Source organism: Cohnella sp. AR92 (assembly GCF_003990975.1).
Taxonomy (GTDB): Bacteria; Bacillota; Bacilli; order Paenibacillales; family Paenibacillaceae; genus Cohnella.
Map to the genome: position 1 here is coordinate 190,204 of NZ_RZJR01000012.1, position 15,106 is coordinate 205,309.

The following is a 15,106-nucleotide window of genomic DNA, read 5'->3' on the forward strand; positions in this document are numbered from 1 at the left end:
AAGAGAGTAACCAGATTACTCTCATTGTCGGGAATGCGCGGCGGGGAGCGAAAGAGAGTAACCAGATTACTCACATTGGCGGAAGGCACGGAGGATAAGTTAGAAGTGTGGGACGTGAAGCCAATGAGTCGGCGAGCCTCAGAACGAAAAATCCCTTCCCGGTTCGACGGAACCGAGAAGGGATTTGATCAGTCGTGAGCTATTCAGCCCGTGAACTCCTGAACCCAGACGCCGTTGTAGTAGGCGACGCCGATGGAAGAGTAGTTGCCGCCGAGGATATTGGCCTTATGGCCGGAGCTGTTCATCCATGCGGTCATGACCGCTTGGGGATTCTGCTGGCCCTTGGCGATGTTCTCTCCGGCATAGCTGTAGCTGACGCCGAATTGCTTCATCATATCGAACGGCGAGCCGTACGTCGGGGAGTTGTGGTCGAAGTAGTTGTTGTTGTACATGTCTTTTGCTTTGGCAAGCGCGACTTGGGTCAGCTTGGAATCGGACTTCAGGGCGCTAAGGCCGGCTGCGGCGCGTTCCTTGTTCACCAGCGTAATGACTTGAGTCGCAAAGTCGGATTGGGTGGTGCCGGAGCCGCTGCCCGTGCTGCCCGAGGTAGAACCGGAACCGGAGCCCGCGTTGCCCGTCGAACCGGAGCCGCTGCCGGTATTGCCGGCCGAGCCGGAACCGATGTTGCCGCTGTTAGAACCGGAGTTCGTATTGCCGGTGTTACCCGAACCTGTGTTGCCCGAACCTGTATTGCCCGAACCTGTATTGCCCGAACCCGTGTTGCCCGAACCCGTGTTGCCCGTCCAACCGTTCGAACCGCCGGTGTACCAATTGCCGCCGTTCGAGTAGTTGTAGCCGCCATTCTGGATCTGCTTCAGGAGCGAGTTCAAGTCGATGGCGTAAAGACCGGATTTATTAGCAAGTTGGGACCAATTAAAGTTGCTGTTATAGGAAGTCGTCGCATTCGTCGTATTGGAGGCCGCCGATGCGGATGCTACGGCAGGAATAGACAATGCAAGGACCAGAGAGCCGGACAGGACATACTTGCCAAGACGTTTTTTCTTCAACAATGATGCATCCTCCCTTGGTTTAGCCTGCGAGGTTAGCTGTCGGGTTAGGGTCCCAAGTGTTCCCCGCCGCGCATAAGGCGGCTTCACCCCAGAACCTGGTTCCCCCGCGCCAGGCGCATGGCTTGGCTTCGGCTTGGAATGACTTCAGTCTACCAGTAACCCAAGGGGAATGCATTGCAAAAATATTGGCTTGGTGAAGATCCTCTCACTTTTAAGCTTCTCTTAAGCTTTATTGAGTCGGTCCCGTTTTGCCGTCCGTGGTTCGAGTCGTCCTTCGCTTAGGGGCAGCCGCCGTGCCCTTGGCCGCCGGCGATCCTCCGCTGCCCTCCGCTCCCGCGGCCGCCTTCCGGGAAGAGGCGCGCGCGGTCGGCTTCTTGCGCGCGGTTTCGCCGGTTCTGCCCGCGTCTTCCGCCTCGGCCGCCGGCGCTTCGGCGGCTCTCGCCCTGCCCGAGCGGCTGGCCCTGCCCGTTCTTCCCGTGCCCGCACTCGCACTCGCATCCGCACCCGCGCCCGCAGCCGACCCCGCCGCCGCCGCCCCGCCGCCGCCCGCGGCACCTGCGGCTCCAACGCCGCCAGCCGCCGCCCCGCCGGCTCCGGCGCCCGGCTTGACCGCTTCCAAGCTCGCCTGCAGCGCCGCCATCAGGTCGATGACGTTGGTCCGTTCGGCGGCCGGAGCGGTCACGACATCGATTCCTTCGCCGGCGATCTTCCGCTCGATCGCATTCAGCAGTGCCACGCGATAATCGTCCGTGTACTTCTCCGGATCGAACGGAGTGGACAGCTGATCGATCAGCATCTTCGCCATCGCGAGCTCGCGGTCGTTCACCTGCACCTCGCCCGACGGCAGGTTGGGCACGTTCTGGATCGGCCGAATCTCGTCCGGGTAGAACATCGTCTCCATGCAGATGCAATTGTCGACGGCGCGTATGGCGGCCAAGCTGCTTTTGCTGCGAATCGCGACTTTGGCGATGCCGATTCGGCCGCTTTGGCGCATCGCTTCGAGCAGCAGACCGTAAGCTCCGCCGCCGGCCTGGTCCGGCGAGAGATAATACGTCTTCTGATAATAGAGAGGATCGATCTCCTCCAGGGAGACGAAGTCCAGAATCTGAATCGTTCGCGTATTCTCCGGCTTGGCGGCTTCCAGCTCCTCTTCCTCAAACAGCACGAAGCGCCCTTTTTCATACTCGTAGCCCTTGGCGATCTCCTCCCACTCCACCTTCTTGTCGCAGTGCAGGCAGCTTCTCACATTCGAGATAGGGGTGCCGCACTCCCGGTGAATCATCCGAAGATGCACGTCTTTGTCTTCCGTAGCAGTAAACATCTTGACGGGCACATGAACCAGGCCGAAGCTGATGGCCCCCTTCCAGACGGTATGCATGGTTGAACCCTCCTTTTCCATCGCGGTCGCTGCCGTTAGACTTCCCCCGAATGAATGGCGTTAACCCGCATCGGGCATATTGTGCTTGGCATGACATTTCACCGGCAGAGAGGAGCCAGCGGGACGATGGCCGAAGACAGATCGAATCAGACGGAGAACCCGAGCGATACGGATGCTTTATACGAAGGCAAGGAACAGTTCGACATGGATATCGACAGGATGGTCAACGAAGGTCTTGGCGGCGGCCAGGTGACGATTCATAACGGCCATATCGGCGCAACGACGACGGATACGCTGGAAGGGGGGGTGCACGGTGGACATACAGAGGGCGAATGAGATTTACTCTTCCAAGGATACGATTGCGGTCAAGCTGGAGGGGGAACCCGTCTGGATCGAGAGCGTCGACACGGCGAACGGAATGGCGACGGTTCAGGTCGGAGCGAAGCCAACCAACACGCAGACCGTCTCGGTCGACCGGCTGACGGAGCATTGACGATCCGGAGCCCGGCCGTGAGGCTGGGCCCGTGACGGAAGCGCTTTAGCGCCCGCGATTGGAAAATGGTATAATTAAGCAGTTACCATCCAATCGAAGGGAGAGCACCAGCATGTATGATGTAGTCATTATCGGAGCGGGCCCTGCCGGCTCGAGCGCAGCGATCTTCACCTCCAAAGCCGGGAAGAAGACTCTTGTTATCGACAGCGACCAGAGCGTCACGAGACGCGCTTGGCTGGACAACCATTATGGAGCCCCTGGCATCTCGGGTCCCGATCTCGTCGAGACCGGCAAGCGGCAGGCGATCAAGTTCGGCGCGGAATACGTTCAAGCCAAAGCGACCAAAGTCGTGGCGGGCGAAGGCTCTCTAACCGTCGAGACGGAGAACGGATCTTACGAGGCGGGCCATGTCATCGTCGCAACGGGCATGTTCGCGGACTTCGCGGAAGCGAGCGGGATCCGAACGAAGCCGGGCACCGAGCCGAGAATCAAGACGATCGTCGATGCGACTTCGGAAGGCCGAACGAGTCTTGCCAACGTATGGGCGGCCGGCACCATTGCCGGGGTCAGCATGCATACGATCATAACGGCGGGCGACGGCGCCAAAGTGGCGATCAACCTGATCAGCGAACTGAACGGGACGCGTTACGTCGATCATGATGTGCTCAAGTCCTAATCGATCCTTTTCTAACAAAATGCTCCTTTAATCCGATTGTGCGGCCGTCCGGACTCCCTTAATATGTAACCAAAATGACGATGCGGGCTTGTCCCGCTCGTCTTTGTTTTATCAAGCTCCGGCTTCGACCGCGAAAAGCGAGGGCCGGATTCCAAGGAGCCATAAGCATGCATCATGACCATGGATCGTATAACGTGCTTCTTGTCGCTCTCTCCGTTCTGTTCTCCGTTATCTCCTCCTACATAGGCTGCGATCTCATCGTTCGGCTTCGTTCCCCGAGCTTCCGTTCCCGGCTCTTCCTGCCGCTTGCTTCCATCGTGATCGGTATCGGAATCTGGTCCATGCACTACTTGGGCATTCTGGCGCTGGATTCTCAGAGCAGCCCGCTGCGTTTCCGGTTGGCTCCGCTGTACCTGTCGGCGGTCATTCCGATCGTTCTGGTCTACTTCGGCCTTCTGCCTATCGCCGGCAAGAGAATCGGCAATAAACACGGTTCATTTCTCATCGGAGGCTCCTTGATCTCGGCGGCCATCGTCCTCATGCACTTTATGGGCATGTACGCGATGGGAATGTCGGATGCGACGGACTACGATCCTTCCTATACCGTTTTCTCGATTGCGATCGCCGTTGTCTTCACGCTCAGTTCCCTCTACGTTGCGTTCTACAGAACGATCGGCCGGGGCGGCAGGCGGGAGCTGATGCGCAAGACCGCGGGAGCGCTTCTGCTCGGCGCGGCGATGTCGGGCATGCATTACGTGGCGATGTCGGGAACGTATGTCGATCCGTCTGCCAGCATCATGGTGGAGAACGAAGCCGTGGAGACGTCGTACCTGGCGACTTTGATCGGGGGAGCCGCCATCTTCATCCTTGTCACGGTCTGGGTCGTCATGTACCTGGACAAGAGAAATGCCCTTCGATCCGCGCACTTTAACGAGCTTCGCTACTTCTCCTTGTTCGAGCATTACCCGGACATGGTCGTCTGCTACGACCCCACTCTCGAGAGGATAGTCAGCATCAACCCCGCGGTCCCGCGTTTGACCGGGTATATGGAGAGCGACTTGCCCGGTCTCGTGCTGGAGGATCTGATTCCGTACCGGGACGAGTTCCTTGCGGCGGAGGTTAGTCTTCATACGGTCATCCGGACGGCCGTTCCGCAGAATGCGGAGCTACATCTTCGGGTGCGATGCGGCGAGCTTCTGCTTCTGGAGGTCGCGATGTTCCCGCTGTTCGTCGATGCCAAGGAGTACGTCTACATGGTAGCCAAGGACATCACGGAGAAAAAAAGAGCGGAGCTGGAGCTGATCCGAGCCAAAGAGGAAGCCGAGAGCGCCAATCGGGCGAAGAGCAGCTTCCTCGCGACGATGAGCCATGAGATCCGCACGCCGCTGAACGGGATCGTCGGCGCCAATCAGCTCCTGCTTGAGGCGAATCCGACCTCCATCCAACGCGAGCTTCTGCTGCTCCAGGATAAGAGCAGCCATGCGCTGCTACGAATCATCAACGGGATCCTCGATTACACGCGGATCGAATCCGGGCATGTGCGGTTTAAGCCGGAATGGTTCAACCTCGCCGATTGCCTGACGGACAGCATGGAGCTGTTCTCGATCAATGCCGGCCAGAAGGACGTGCGGCTGGAGACGAGCCTCGATCACAAGCTGCCTAAGAAGCTCTACGGGGATCCGATTCGCTTAAAGCAGATCCTGATCAACCTGATCGGCAACGCGGTGAAATTCACTGATTCCGGCTTCGTTCGGCTGGAGGCTTACCCGGTCGAGGAGTCTTGCTTGGTTACCGGAAGCGTTCTGCTGGAATTCCAGGTCACCGATACCGGAATCGGCATCAAGCCGGAGGATATCCATCGCCTGTTCCTGCCATTCAACCAGATGGATTCGGACATGAATCGGCATTACGAAGGAACCGGACTCGGGCTGGCGATCTGCAAGAATCTGGTGGAGCTGCAGGGAGGGGAGATCTGGCTGGATGCGGACTGGACGGGAGGCTCCAGGTTCGTGTTCCGGATTCCTTACCGTTTGGAACCGGAAGCGGGCTGAAGAGGCGGAATTCGGCGCGAACCCTCCTTGCTTATTCTTTTGCAAGTTCGGGTTCGTGCCGATATAATTAAGGACACAACATGCCAGGCGGAACCCTCGCCGATGCTTCACTTTGCGAATGCGAATGCGCTCATCCGCGCTTGGACTTCATGATGTCCGTACGCGGATTTTCTGCATTCGCCGCGGGGGATTCGGCGGGATCGTCATCCCGTCGCCTGGCATCAGGATTCGGAGGAGTACGAGATGGCGGTCGATTATGAAGACCTGGAAGAGAAGGGGCGCGTCTTCGAATGGAAGGCGGAATGCGAGGCGGATACGGTGCGCTTCGCCCAACATTTAGCGAAGCTCGCCATGCCCGGAACGCTGCTTGCCTTGGACGGAGATCTGGGAGCGGGCAAGACGAGGTTCGCTCAAGCGTTCGCGGCGGGCCTCGGCATACCGGGCATCGTGAACAGCCCTACCTTCACTATCATTAAAGAATACGACGGAGGCCGATTGCCTCTCTATCATATGGACGTCTACCGTCTCTCCATGGAAGAGGCGGACGAGCTGGGCCTCGAGGAATACTTCGAAGGGGAGGGCGTCTCCCTGGTCGAGTGGGCTTCTCTCATCGTTCCTCTGCTGCCGCCGGAGAGGCTGCATCTGCGCATCGCCCATACCGGACCGGAATCGAGATTATTCGTCTGCGTTCCTCTGGGGGATAGATATGAAGAATGGTGTCGGAAGCTTGGCATGAAGGAGAGAGCGAAGGGGGAGATCGAATCATGAACGGAATCGAGACGAAGGGGCAAGCGGGAAGCTGCACGACGCTGGCTCTCGATACCTCGACGGCAACGCTGGCGACGGCGGTCACCCGGGACGGGGCCGTGCTCGGCAGCTCTCAGTCCTATGCCGAACGGAATCATTCCGTCTACGTGACGTCTCAGATGAAGGAGCTTCTTCAGAGCAGCCGTACGCCTGCCGGCGAGGTTGACGTCATTGCGGTCGGGCAAGGCCCCGGCTCCTACACGGGAGTCCGCATCGCCGTGACCGCGGCCAAGACGCTCGCCTGGATCTGGAAGAAGCCGCTGGTCGGCGTCTCCAGCCTCGAAGCGATGGCGTACGGTTTCTGGTTGAGGAAGCGGGAGGAAGCGGACGAACGGGACGGAAGAGAGGTCTGGGTCGTTCCGCTCATGGATGCCCGCAGAGGACAAGTTTACGTAGCTCGGTTCGCGATCCGCGAGGACGGCTCCTGGCATCGGGCGGAAGAAGACGGCATTCGCCTCTTTAAGGAATGGTTCGGCAGCTTGGAGCAACTGGCGCAAGCCGGGAAGCCGCCGGGCGAGGTGTGGTTCGTCAGCGAGAACGGCGAAGTTGCCGCCAAGCTGCTCGGAGAACCCGTCGGCCATGCCGCGGCTTCCGGGATCTATTCCGAAGCGGCTTACTCCATGGACGCGGGAGCCATCGGCTTGCTGGCGGAAGCTCGTTACCGGCAAGGCAAAGCTTCGGTCGTGCATGATTTCGTGCCGAACTACACCCAGCTGACGGAGGCGGAAGTGAAGCTGAACGCCGCGAGATCGGAGAGTGCGACATGAGCCTGCCGGCTATCCGCAAGGAAGCACTGGTGTTCCGCAGCATGCGGCTGGAGGATATCGACACGATCGTCGAGATCGAGAAGGAAGCGTTCACCGCCCCCTGGACGGCGGAAGCGTTCAACAACGAGCTGAAGCAGAACCTGTTCGCGAAGTACATGGTCATGGAGCAGGATGGAGCCATCCTCGGTTACGGCGGCATGTGGCTGATCGTGGACGAGGCCCACGTGACCAATATCGCGATCCGCGAACGCTATCAAGGGCAGGGGCTCGGCAAGCTCCTGCTCGGAGAGATGATGAAGACCGCCCACTGGCTCGGCGCCAAGCGCATGACGCTGGAGGTGCGGGTCACCAACGAGATCGCCCAGCGGCTCTATCGCCGATTCGGCTTCGAGCCCTCCGGCATTCGCCCCGGTTATTATTCGGATAATATGGAAGACGCTCTTATCATGTGGGCGGATCTCGACCCGGAGGTCTGGAACAAGCAAGATAACCCTGAGCCAAGAAGCCGGAGAACGCCTGGTGAGAAGGCGGAACGGGGAACGGCGGGCTCGTCGGCAAGAGCGTTAGAAGGAGAGCAGGCATGAACAATCCGTACTATCTGGCAGCCATCGAGACCAGCTGCGACGAGACCTCCGTGGCCATCGTCCGCAACGGTACCGAAGTGCTGGCCAATATCGTATCCAGCCAGATCGATACCCATCGCCGCTTCGGCGGCGTGGTTCCGGAGATCGCGTCCCGCAAGCACGTCGAGAGCATCACCGTCATTCTGGAGGAAGCGTTCGTTGCGGCCGGCGTCTCTCCGGAGCAGATCGATGCCGTAGCGGTAACGCAAGGCCCCGGCCTCGTGGGCGCGCTGCTCGTCGGGGTCGTCGCGGCCAAGAGTCTGGCCATGGCTCTCGACGTTCCATTGATCGGCACCCATCACATCGCCGGGCACATCTACGCGAACAGCCTGATCGGAGAGATTCAATATCCTTCTCTGGCGCTGGTCGTGTCCGGCGGCCATACCGAGCTCGTCCTGCTCGAATCGGAAGGCAGCTTCCGCATTATCGGCCGCACGCGGGACGACGCGGTCGGCGAAGCTTACGACAAAGTCGCGCGGGCGTTGTCCCTCCCCTACCCGGGAGGCCCTCACGTGGACCGGATGGCGCACGAAGCCGAAGAGGCCATCGAGCTGCCGCGGGCCTGGCTGGAGCCGGACTCGTACGACTTCAGCTTCAGCGGCCTCAAGTCCGCGGTGCTCGCGGAGATCAACCGCGCGAACATGAAGGGCGAGCCGATCCGGGCGCATGCGCTGGCGAGGGGATTCCAAGAGTCGGTCATCGACGTGGTGACCGCCAAGGCGATGAGAGCGGCGCAGCAATACGGGGTTCGCCAGCTTCTGCTGTGCGGCGGCGTTGCGGCGAACAAGGGGCTGCGCTCGCGGCTGACGGCTCTGTGCGCGGAAGCGGGCGTGCCGCTCCTGATTCCGCCGAATTCGCTCTGTACCGATAACGCGGCGATGATCGCGGCGGCGGCGGACCTGAAGTGGCGGCGCGGCGAGTTCGACTCGCTCGACCTTAAAGCCGAGGCTCAGCTGTCGCTGGAGGATTGGTCGGTCGGAGCCGAGGCCGATTCGAAAAAAACGATAGAAGCCTAAAGAAGCTTCGGCGGAGGGAGTGCGGAATGTCTATCTTATGGCAAGGCTTGGCGCTTGGCTTGTCCGTAGCGGCTCCGGTCGGGCCGATCGGCCTTCTGTGCATTCGCCGAACCCTTGCCCAAGGGCGTCTATACGGCTTGCTCTCCGGGCTGGGAGCGGCGACCGCGGACGCGATTTACGGAACGATCGCCGCGCTGGGCTTAACGGCGCTAACGTCGTTCCTGCTTCATCAGCAGGATTGGATTCGGGTCGCGGGAGGCGTCTTCCTGTGCTATCTGGCCTACAAGACTCTCATCGCCAAGCCGGAGAGCGCGGAAGGGCAAGGCCAATCGCCTGCCTCCGGACGCTGGATGGCGTACTTGTCCACTCTCCTGCTCACCTTGACGAATCCGATGACGATTATCTCCTTCGCGGGAATGTTCGCCGGGTTCTCGAGGGCATCGTCCGGAACGAGCGACGCTTTGCTTCTCGTCGCGGGAGTCTTCGCGGGCTCCGCTCTCTGGTGGCTGGCGCTTGCCTCCGCGGTCGGCGCGTTCAAGAAGCGGCTCTCCGCGCGGTGGTTAAGAGGCCTCAATATCGGATCGGGACTTATTCTTCTGATTTTCGGCATAACGATTATAGGGGGAACGGCGGCTGAGTTAGCATAAGCTCAGGGGCCGGGCTCCCTTTTTTAATTCGTTCGAGGTTGGAAAATCGAAACGTGCGGAAAGGGGCAAGCGGCAGCGGTTCTAAGAGGGACTTTGGACTAGCGCGAGAATGCGCGATTCGGATGCTTTCGACAACGGATTATGCCGCTTGGCCCAGCGGGCAGAGGCGGAAGTCTTGGATCATGGCGAAACCCGCCGGGTTCGTCTACAAAACCGCTCACCCTTCGACAGAAATAGGGCGAATTCATCAAATCGGGGTGTGGATACAGTTGTCCACACCCCATGTGCATATTGTGGACATCGAAAAAAAAGCCTTGCTGGAGTAAGCTTCATGGATTACATCGCAGGGGATAAATCGCGCTGTCGTTTTATGTGGATATTGTGGACAATTCGGTGGAAAAGTCAGAAATTTAATATTCAGATAATAAAAACAGCCTGTGAGAAGCGGGTTTTCCCGAGAAAAATCACATTTTCTGGGGATAACCCGCTACTCACAGACTGTGGACAAGGCTGTTCATAACCGCGTTGGGGCATCAGCGGCTCAATCCAGCAAAGATTCCCACCGTTCATACGCTTCGTCGAGCTCTTGTCGCCGTTTGTCGAGCTCTGCCTGTTTCTCGCGAAGCAGAACGTAATCCGAGAAGACTTCCTCCAGGGCCATCTCCTGTTCCAGAGCGGCCATCTCCTCTTCCAAGCGGGCAATATCGGCCTCCGCCTGCTCCTTCTTGCGCTGCTTGGCCCGTTCGTCCCGCTTGGCTTGCTTCTCCGCTTCGTAATCCTGCTGGGCAGGCGCGGGAGCCGAAGCCGGAGCCGGAGCGCCGGCTTTGGAAGAGGAGGCTTGAGCGGATTCCGCTTTCCACTGCTCCAACTCCTGCTTCTTCGCGATCATGTCGTCGTAATTGCCCAGGAAATGCTCCGCTCCCTCGGGATGGAGCTCGACGATCCGATCGGCAAGCCGATTCAGGAAGTAGCGGTCATGGGAGACGAACAAGAGCGTGCCTTCGTATTCCTCCAGAGCGGCCTCCAGCACCTCTCGGCTCCAAAGATCCAGGTGGTTGGTCGGTTCGTCCAGCACCAGGACGTTCGCTTTGCGCAGCATGAGCTTGGAGAGCGCCACGCGGGCTTTCTCGCCCCCGCTTAACGATCCGACCGTCTTCTTGACGTCTTCGCCGCTGAACAGGAAGTTGCCGAGAACCGTTCGGATCTCCGCTTCAGGCAGCATCTTGTATTCGCTCCATACTTCCTCGAGCACGGTATTCGCTTTGTTTAATTGCTTCTGCTCTTGATCGTAATAACCGAGCATGACGCCGGTTCCCCAGCGGATCGTTCCTTTCCTCAGCGGAAGGGTTCCGACCAGCGCCTTCAGCAGCGTCGTCTTGCCGACTCCGTTCGGTCCGAGCAGGGCGATGCGTTCCCCGCGCTTGGCGTCGAAGCTGACGTCCTTGAACAGCGGCGCGAGCTCCTCGGACGGAGATGCGGAAGCCTCCGACACCTGGAGCACATCCTTGCCGGTGCGCCTCTCGGTCGAGAAGGAGAAGCTCGCTTGCTTCAGCGTGCCCGGCTTCTCGAGCCGTTCGATCCGCTCCAGGGCGTTCCGCCGGCTCTGGGCTCTTCTCGTTGTCGTCGCCCGCACGAGATTGCGCTGAATGAAGTCCTCCATGCGCGCGATTTCTTTCTTCTGCTGCTCGTACAGCTTCGCCTTCTGGGCGAAGTCGGCTTCCTTCTGCTCCATGAAGCGGCTGTAGTTGCCGGTATAGCGGGTCGCGGAGTGGCGTTCGATCTCCACGATGGAAGTGACCGTCGCGTCCAGGAAGTAACGGTCGTGGGAGACGATGACCATGGCGCCGGAATACGTCCGCAGGTACTGCTCCAGCCAAGTGAGCGTCGCGATATCCAGGTGGTTGGTGGGCTCGTCGAGGAGCAGAAGCTCCGGTTGGACGACGAGGAGCCTCGCCAGGGCAAGGCGCGTCCGCTGGCCGCCGCTCAAGCTGGCCACCTGCGTCCCGGGAGGGAAGTCGCCGAAGCCCATTCCGTGAAGGACGCTGCGAATCCGGTTATCCATCTCGAAGCCGCCCGCGTCGCGGAAGCGGTCGTTCTTTTCGGCGTATTGGGTGAGCAGCGCCTCGTAACGGGCGGAATCCTGCTGCTCGGCCGGGTCGGCCATCCTCTCCTCCAGGCGCCGCAGCTCTCGCTCCTGTTCGAGCAGCGGTCCGAAGGCGTCGAACATGACCTCCTGCAGCGTCGATTGCCCGTTGAAGCTGCTGTTCTGCGCCAAGTAGCCGATTTTGAGTTCGCGAGGCTTCGAGATCGAGCCGGAATCGGCCGTCAGCTCTCCCGCTATGATGCGAAGGAACGTGGACTTGCCCGCGCCGTTCACGCCGACAAGGCCGATCCGGTCGCGTTCGTTAATGAGAAGGGACAGCCCTTCGAGTACCGGGGTAACCCCATAATGTTTCGTTATGCCAGATGCTTGCAACAGCAAGAGGAATCCCTCCGAGAAACTTGATTTTCGTAACGATACGGAATTCTAAGGACGCCGAAGACGTTTTATTGCTGAAACGAGGAATAAGTTCATGTCGCTTGGTTATCCGGAATTTAGGATATACAGGCTTCCGAATAACCTTCGCACAGCGGCTAAGGCGTGCGGAAGTCGCCGTAGGCGTTTATTGCTTGATAGGAGCTTCATTCCAGTGTAGCGCAAAACGGCGGTAACGTCCAAGCCGCGAACGATGGGGAAACGACAGGGAGGCGACCGATTTCTTGGCGAATTTGGGCAAAAAATGATAAACTGAAACTACCTATATCTTGCAACTGGACGGAGGGACGAATGATGGATTCCGCTAAGACGGAAGCTCTCAAGAAAGCTCTCCGGCAATCGGCGGCGCAAGCGAGAGACGCCGTTCCGGCGGAATGGAGAGCCAGCCTGTCTGAAGCGATCTGCGGTTCAATCGTCCGCGAGGTTCTGGAACCGCTTGAATCGCGGCGAGGAACGAAGCTTACGGTCTGTTTGTACGGGGCCTTCCGTTCCGAGGCAAGTCCGTTCCCTCTGGCGGAACGCTGCTGGGCGGACGGTCATGTCGTGGTGGCTACGCGGGTGAAGGACGATCGCCAAGGAATGGAGCTGCGCGTCCTGGACAATCCTTCCTCTTGGGGGACAGGTCCATGGGGGGTCCCCGAGCCGGATCCCGCTCGGACGGCCGAATACGAGGCGGAGGCGCCGATCGACCTGGTTCTGGTGCCGGGGCTGGCCTTCGACGAATTCGGCGGCAGGCTCGGTTACGGCGGCGGGTATTATGATCGATTATATGAAGCAAGAAGGAAGAACGCTCGTTCTGCCGAATCTACCTTATGGATCGGATTCGCCTACGGCGCGCAGCTCTCGAAGATGAGGCTGCCCAAGGAAGAACACGACCTCCCGCTCGACGGATTGGCGACGGAGGACGGAGTCCGATGGTACGACAGGAGGAGTAACGATGGATAAGCTGACTCACTTTAACGAGCAGGGACGCGCGGTCATGGTGGACGTCTCCGATAAGCCGGTAACGGCCCGTACGGCGGAGGCCGAGACGCGGGTGAAGATGAACGAAGAGACTCTAACGCGAATCCTCGAGGGATCGGTCGCCAAGGGAGACGTACTGGCCGTCGCGCAGGTCGCGGGGATTCAAGCGGCCAAGCGAACGTCGGACTGGATTCCGATGTGCCATCCGCTTCCGCTTACCGGCGTCAACATCTCCTTCTCCGATAACGGCAAGGATACGCTTTATATAACCGCATCCGTGAAGACGACCGGCAAGACGGGCGTCGAGATGGAAGCCCTCACCGCGGTTTCGGCGGCCGCGCTGACGGTATATGACATGTGCAAGGCGCTGCAGAAGGATATGGAGATCGGACCGACTCGCTTGCTCTCCAAGACCGGAGGCAAGAACGGAGACTACTCGCTTCCGAATCGGATCGAAGAGTAAGGCAGCAAGAAACGATGGGGGAGGGGAAAAGCATGTTCTGGAAGGTAGGCTTATTGTCGGCTAGCGATAAAGGGTCGCGCGGAGAGAGAGAGGATACCAGCGCCCAAGTCATTCGAGAGCTGGTGGAGGAAGAGCTGGAAGGCGAGATCGTCGAATATCGGATCGTTCCGGACGAGAAGGACGAGATCCAAGCGGCACTCATCGAGATGGCGGATTATTTCCAAGCGGATTTGATCCTGACGACGGGCGGTACCGGGCTGGGACTTCGGGATGTGACGCCGGAAGCGACGCTTATGGTATCGGAGAGAGTCGTGCCCGGCATGGCGGAAGCGATGCGATCCGCCGCCATGCAGCGGACCCGGCGGGCCATGCTGTTCCGAGGCGTCGTCGCGATTCGGGCGAATACGCTGATCATTAACCTCCCGGGAGATCCGAAGGGCGTTACCGAAGCGTTAATGGCGATCATGGATATGATTCCTTCCGCCCTGCTTCAAGTCAAGGGGCTGGGGAGGGACTTCGACGTATGACGGGAGAAGGCGCCGGCTTCGGGGAAGTCAAGAGAATCGGCAACACCTTGCTTCGCGAAGTGAAGGTGGAAGACGCTGTAGGCATGACCCTTGCGCACGATCTCACGCAGATTCTGCCGGGCCAATTCAAAGGCCGGCTTTTCCGCAAAGGGCATCGGGTTACCCTAGACGACATCCCGAAGCTGAAGGACATCGGCAAGGAGCATCTGTACGTGATGGAGCTTGCGGAGGGGGATCTGCACGAGGACGACGCGGCTCTTCGGATGGCGGTCGCCCTTGCGGGGGAGAATTTATCGTTCGGAGAACCCCACGAAGGCAAAGTGGCGCTCAAAGCTGCGATCTCCGGCTTGGCTTCGATTGCGAAGCCGGTCGTCGACCGGATCAACGCGCTGGGCGATATCGCGCTGGCGACCGTATTGAATCACCGCGTCGTGCGAGAGGGCGAATCGATCGCGGCCACGCGGGCGATTCCGCTTATCGTTCCGGAGGAGAAGGTCGCGGAAGTCGAGCGGATTGCCGCGGAGTACAAGGAGAAGGAAGGAAAGCTTCCGATGTCGGTTCGTCCGATGCGCAAGCTGCGCGCGGGGCTGCTGACGACCGGCAGCGAAGTGTATCACGGCCGCATCCAGGACAAGTTCGGACCTGCGGTCGTGCGCAAGCTGGCCGAGTACGGTTCCGAGGTCGCCGAACAACGCTTCGCTCCGGACGACCGGGAGACCATCGCCCTGCACATTCACTATTTTCTGGAGCAAGGGTATGATATGATATTGGTGACTGGAGGCATGTCCGTCGATCCGGACGACCGCACTCCGGGCGCGATCGCGGACGCGGGGACGGACATCGTCAGCTACGGCACGCCGATGCTTCCCGGCTCGATGCTGCTGTTCGGCTATCTAAGAGGCATCCCGATCTTCGGGCTGCCAGGCTGCGTCATGCATGATCCTTATACGTCCTTCGACGTCTTGCTGCCGCGGGTACTCGCCGGAGATATCCTCGTTCGGGAGGACATCGTCGGGATGGGATACGGCGGCTTGCATCGTTAGTAGACAGGGCTATAATAGTTACAGAAGCTAGCTATCACCAAGTGAG

The 15,106-nt window shown here is 59.6% G+C and carries 16 protein-coding genes and 1 riboswitch; of the genes, 13 read left to right on the top strand and 3 right to left on the bottom strand.

All coding sequences use genetic code 11. The features are described from left to right. Nucleotides 1–203: 203 nt before the first annotated feature. Both ELR57_RS20655 and ku read right to left on the bottom strand, forming a co-directional pair. Nucleotides 204–1,070: a CAP domain-containing protein gene (locus ELR57_RS20655; protein WP_192896605.1), complete on the bottom strand. Its 867-nt coding sequence runs from the start codon at nucleotides 1,068–1,070 to the stop codon at nucleotides 204–206. 6 nt (nucleotides 1,071–1,076) lie between these two features. Beyond that, nucleotides 1,077–1,214, bottom strand: a riboswitch (cyclic di-AMP (ydaO/yuaA leader). 85 nt (nucleotides 1,215–1,299) lie between these two features. Beyond that, nucleotides 1,300–2,448, bottom strand: a complete 1,149-nt coding sequence (gene ku / locus ELR57_RS20660; protein ID WP_238162631.1) for a non-homologous end joining protein Ku — start codon at nucleotides 2,446–2,448, stop codon at nucleotides 1,300–1,302. Between the two features lie 126 nt (nucleotides 2,449–2,574). On the opposite strand from ku, the gene ELR57_RS20665 reads away from it, so the two are divergent. The 9 genes from ELR57_RS20665 to ELR57_RS20705 all read left to right on the top strand — a co-directional run bounded on the left by ELR57_RS20665 (nucleotide 2,575) and on the right by ELR57_RS20705 (nucleotide 9,528). Continuing rightward, entirely contained in the window at nucleotides 2,575–2,784 is a 210-nt protein-coding gene (locus ELR57_RS20665) for a hypothetical protein (RefSeq protein ID WP_126960989.1), read from the top strand. Continuing rightward, nucleotides 2,762–2,941 carry an H-type small acid-soluble spore protein gene (locus ELR57_RS20670; protein ID WP_126960990.1) on the top strand — a complete coding sequence of 60 codons (180 nt, stop codon included), beginning with the start codon at nucleotides 2,762–2,764 and terminating at the stop codon, nucleotides 2,939–2,941. Before ELR57_RS20665 ends, ELR57_RS20670 begins: the two co-directional genes overlap by 23 nt. A gap of 112 nt (nucleotides 2,942–3,053) precedes the next feature. Next, nucleotides 3,054–3,617, top strand: coding sequence for an NAD(P)/FAD-dependent oxidoreductase (locus ELR57_RS20675; RefSeq protein ID WP_126960991.1), 564 nt, complete (start codon nucleotides 3,054–3,056; stop codon nucleotides 3,615–3,617). A 167-nt stretch (nucleotides 3,618–3,784) separates the two neighbouring features. Further along, a complete protein-coding gene (locus ELR57_RS20680; RefSeq protein WP_158630109.1) occupies nucleotides 3,785–5,668 on the top strand; it encodes an MHYT domain-containing protein in 1,884 nt (627 codons plus the stop codon). A gap of 243 nt (nucleotides 5,669–5,911) precedes the next feature. After that, the gene (tsaE, locus tag ELR57_RS20685; RefSeq protein ID WP_126960993.1) at nucleotides 5,912–6,436 is read left to right on the top strand and encodes a tRNA (adenosine(37)-N6)-threonylcarbamoyltransferase complex ATPase subunit type 1 TsaE; all 525 of its coding nucleotides are present in this window, start codon (nucleotides 5,912–5,914) and stop codon (nucleotides 6,434–6,436) included. Beyond that, entirely contained in the window at nucleotides 6,433–7,242 is an 810-nt protein-coding gene (gene tsaB, locus ELR57_RS20690; protein ID WP_158630110.1) for a tRNA (adenosine(37)-N6)-threonylcarbamoyltransferase complex dimerization subunit type 1 TsaB, read from the top strand. The genes tsaE and tsaB overlap by 4 nt, the downstream gene beginning before the upstream one ends. Then, complete coding sequence (gene rimI, locus ELR57_RS20695) at nucleotides 7,239–7,826, top strand: ribosomal protein S18-alanine N-acetyltransferase (protein WP_126960995.1); 588 nt, start codon at nucleotides 7,239–7,241, stop codon at nucleotides 7,824–7,826. The genes tsaB and rimI overlap by 4 nt, the downstream gene beginning before the upstream one ends. Continuing rightward, nucleotides 7,823–8,881 (top strand): tRNA (adenosine(37)-N6)-threonylcarbamoyltransferase complex transferase subunit TsaD, encoded by a 1,059-nt coding sequence (tsaD, locus tag ELR57_RS20700; protein WP_126960996.1) that lies wholly within the window; start codon nucleotides 7,823–7,825, stop codon nucleotides 8,879–8,881. Before rimI ends, tsaD begins: the two co-directional genes overlap by 4 nt. A gap of 26 nt (nucleotides 8,882–8,907) precedes the next feature. Beyond that, a complete protein-coding gene (locus ELR57_RS20705; RefSeq protein ID WP_126960997.1) occupies nucleotides 8,908–9,528 on the top strand; it encodes a LysE family translocator in 621 nt (206 codons plus the stop codon). A gap of 541 nt (nucleotides 9,529–10,069) precedes the next feature. On the opposite strand, the gene ELR57_RS20710 is transcribed toward ELR57_RS20705, so the two are convergent. Further along, a complete protein-coding gene (locus ELR57_RS20710; RefSeq protein ID WP_126960998.1) occupies nucleotides 10,070–12,010 on the bottom strand; it encodes an ABC-F family ATP-binding cassette domain-containing protein in 1,941 nt (646 codons plus the stop codon). Between the two features lie 348 nt (nucleotides 12,011–12,358). On the opposite strand from ELR57_RS20710, the gene ELR57_RS20715 reads away from it, so the two are divergent. Genes ELR57_RS20715 through ELR57_RS20730 form a run of 4 tightly spaced genes read left to right on the top strand, consistent with a single transcriptional unit; the run spans nucleotide 12,359 to nucleotide 15,060 of the window. Then, nucleotides 12,359–13,009: a 5-formyltetrahydrofolate cyclo-ligase gene (locus ELR57_RS20715; protein ID WP_158630111.1), complete on the top strand. Its 651-nt coding sequence runs from the start codon at nucleotides 12,359–12,361 to the stop codon at nucleotides 13,007–13,009. Next, nucleotides 13,002–13,490 (top strand): cyclic pyranopterin monophosphate synthase MoaC, encoded by a 489-nt coding sequence (gene moaC / locus ELR57_RS20720; RefSeq protein ID WP_126961000.1) that lies wholly within the window; start codon nucleotides 13,002–13,004, stop codon nucleotides 13,488–13,490. Before ELR57_RS20715 ends, moaC begins: the two co-directional genes overlap by 8 nt. 32 nt (nucleotides 13,491–13,522) lie before the next feature. Continuing rightward, on the top strand, nucleotides 13,523–14,017 hold the full coding sequence (locus tag ELR57_RS20725) for a MogA/MoaB family molybdenum cofactor biosynthesis protein (RefSeq protein ID WP_126961001.1): 495 nt from the start codon (nucleotides 13,523–13,525) through the stop codon (nucleotides 14,015–14,017). Continuing rightward, on the top strand, nucleotides 14,014–15,060 hold the full coding sequence (locus ELR57_RS20730; RefSeq protein ID WP_126961002.1) for a molybdopterin-binding protein: 1,047 nt from the start codon (nucleotides 14,014–14,016) through the stop codon (nucleotides 15,058–15,060). Before ELR57_RS20725 ends, ELR57_RS20730 begins: the two co-directional genes overlap by 4 nt. The last annotated feature ends 46 nt before the right edge of the window (nucleotides 15,061–15,106 follow it).

Coding starts and splice junctions, on each gene's coding strand:
- ELR57_RS20675 (WP_126960991.1), top strand. CDS start 3,054: ATGTATGATGTAGTCATTATCGGAGCGGGCCCTGCCGGCTCGAGCGCA.
- ELR57_RS20730 (WP_126961002.1), top strand. CDS start 14,014: ATGACGGGAGAAGGCGCCGGCTTCGGGGAAGTCAAGAGAATCGGCAAC.
- tsaB (WP_158630110.1), top strand. CDS start 6,433: ATGAACGGAATCGAGACGAAGGGGCAAGCGGGAAGCTGCACGACGCTG.
- ELR57_RS20705 (WP_126960997.1), top strand. CDS start 8,908: ATGTCTATCTTATGGCAAGGCTTGGCGCTTGGCTTGTCCGTAGCGGCT.
- moaC (WP_126961000.1), top strand. CDS start 13,002: ATGGATAAGCTGACTCACTTTAACGAGCAGGGACGCGCGGTCATGGTG.
- ELR57_RS20665 (WP_126960989.1), top strand. CDS start 2,575: ATGGCCGAAGACAGATCGAATCAGACGGAGAACCCGAGCGATACGGAT.
- tsaE (WP_126960993.1), top strand. CDS start 5,912: ATGGCGGTCGATTATGAAGACCTGGAAGAGAAGGGGCGCGTCTTCGAA.
- rimI (WP_126960995.1), top strand. CDS start 7,239: ATGAGCCTGCCGGCTATCCGCAAGGAAGCACTGGTGTTCCGCAGCATG.
- ELR57_RS20680 (WP_158630109.1), top strand. CDS start 3,785: ATGCATCATGACCATGGATCGTATAACGTGCTTCTTGTCGCTCTCTCC.
- ELR57_RS20725 (WP_126961001.1), top strand. CDS start 13,523: ATGTTCTGGAAGGTAGGCTTATTGTCGGCTAGCGATAAAGGGTCGCGC.
- ELR57_RS20715 (WP_158630111.1), top strand. CDS start 12,359: ATGGATTCCGCTAAGACGGAAGCTCTCAAGAAAGCTCTCCGGCAATCG.
- tsaD (WP_126960996.1), top strand. CDS start 7,823: ATGAACAATCCGTACTATCTGGCAGCCATCGAGACCAGCTGCGACGAG.
- ku (WP_238162631.1), bottom strand. CDS start 2,448: ATGCATACCGTCTGGAAGGGGGCCATCAGCTTCGGCCTGGTTCATGTG.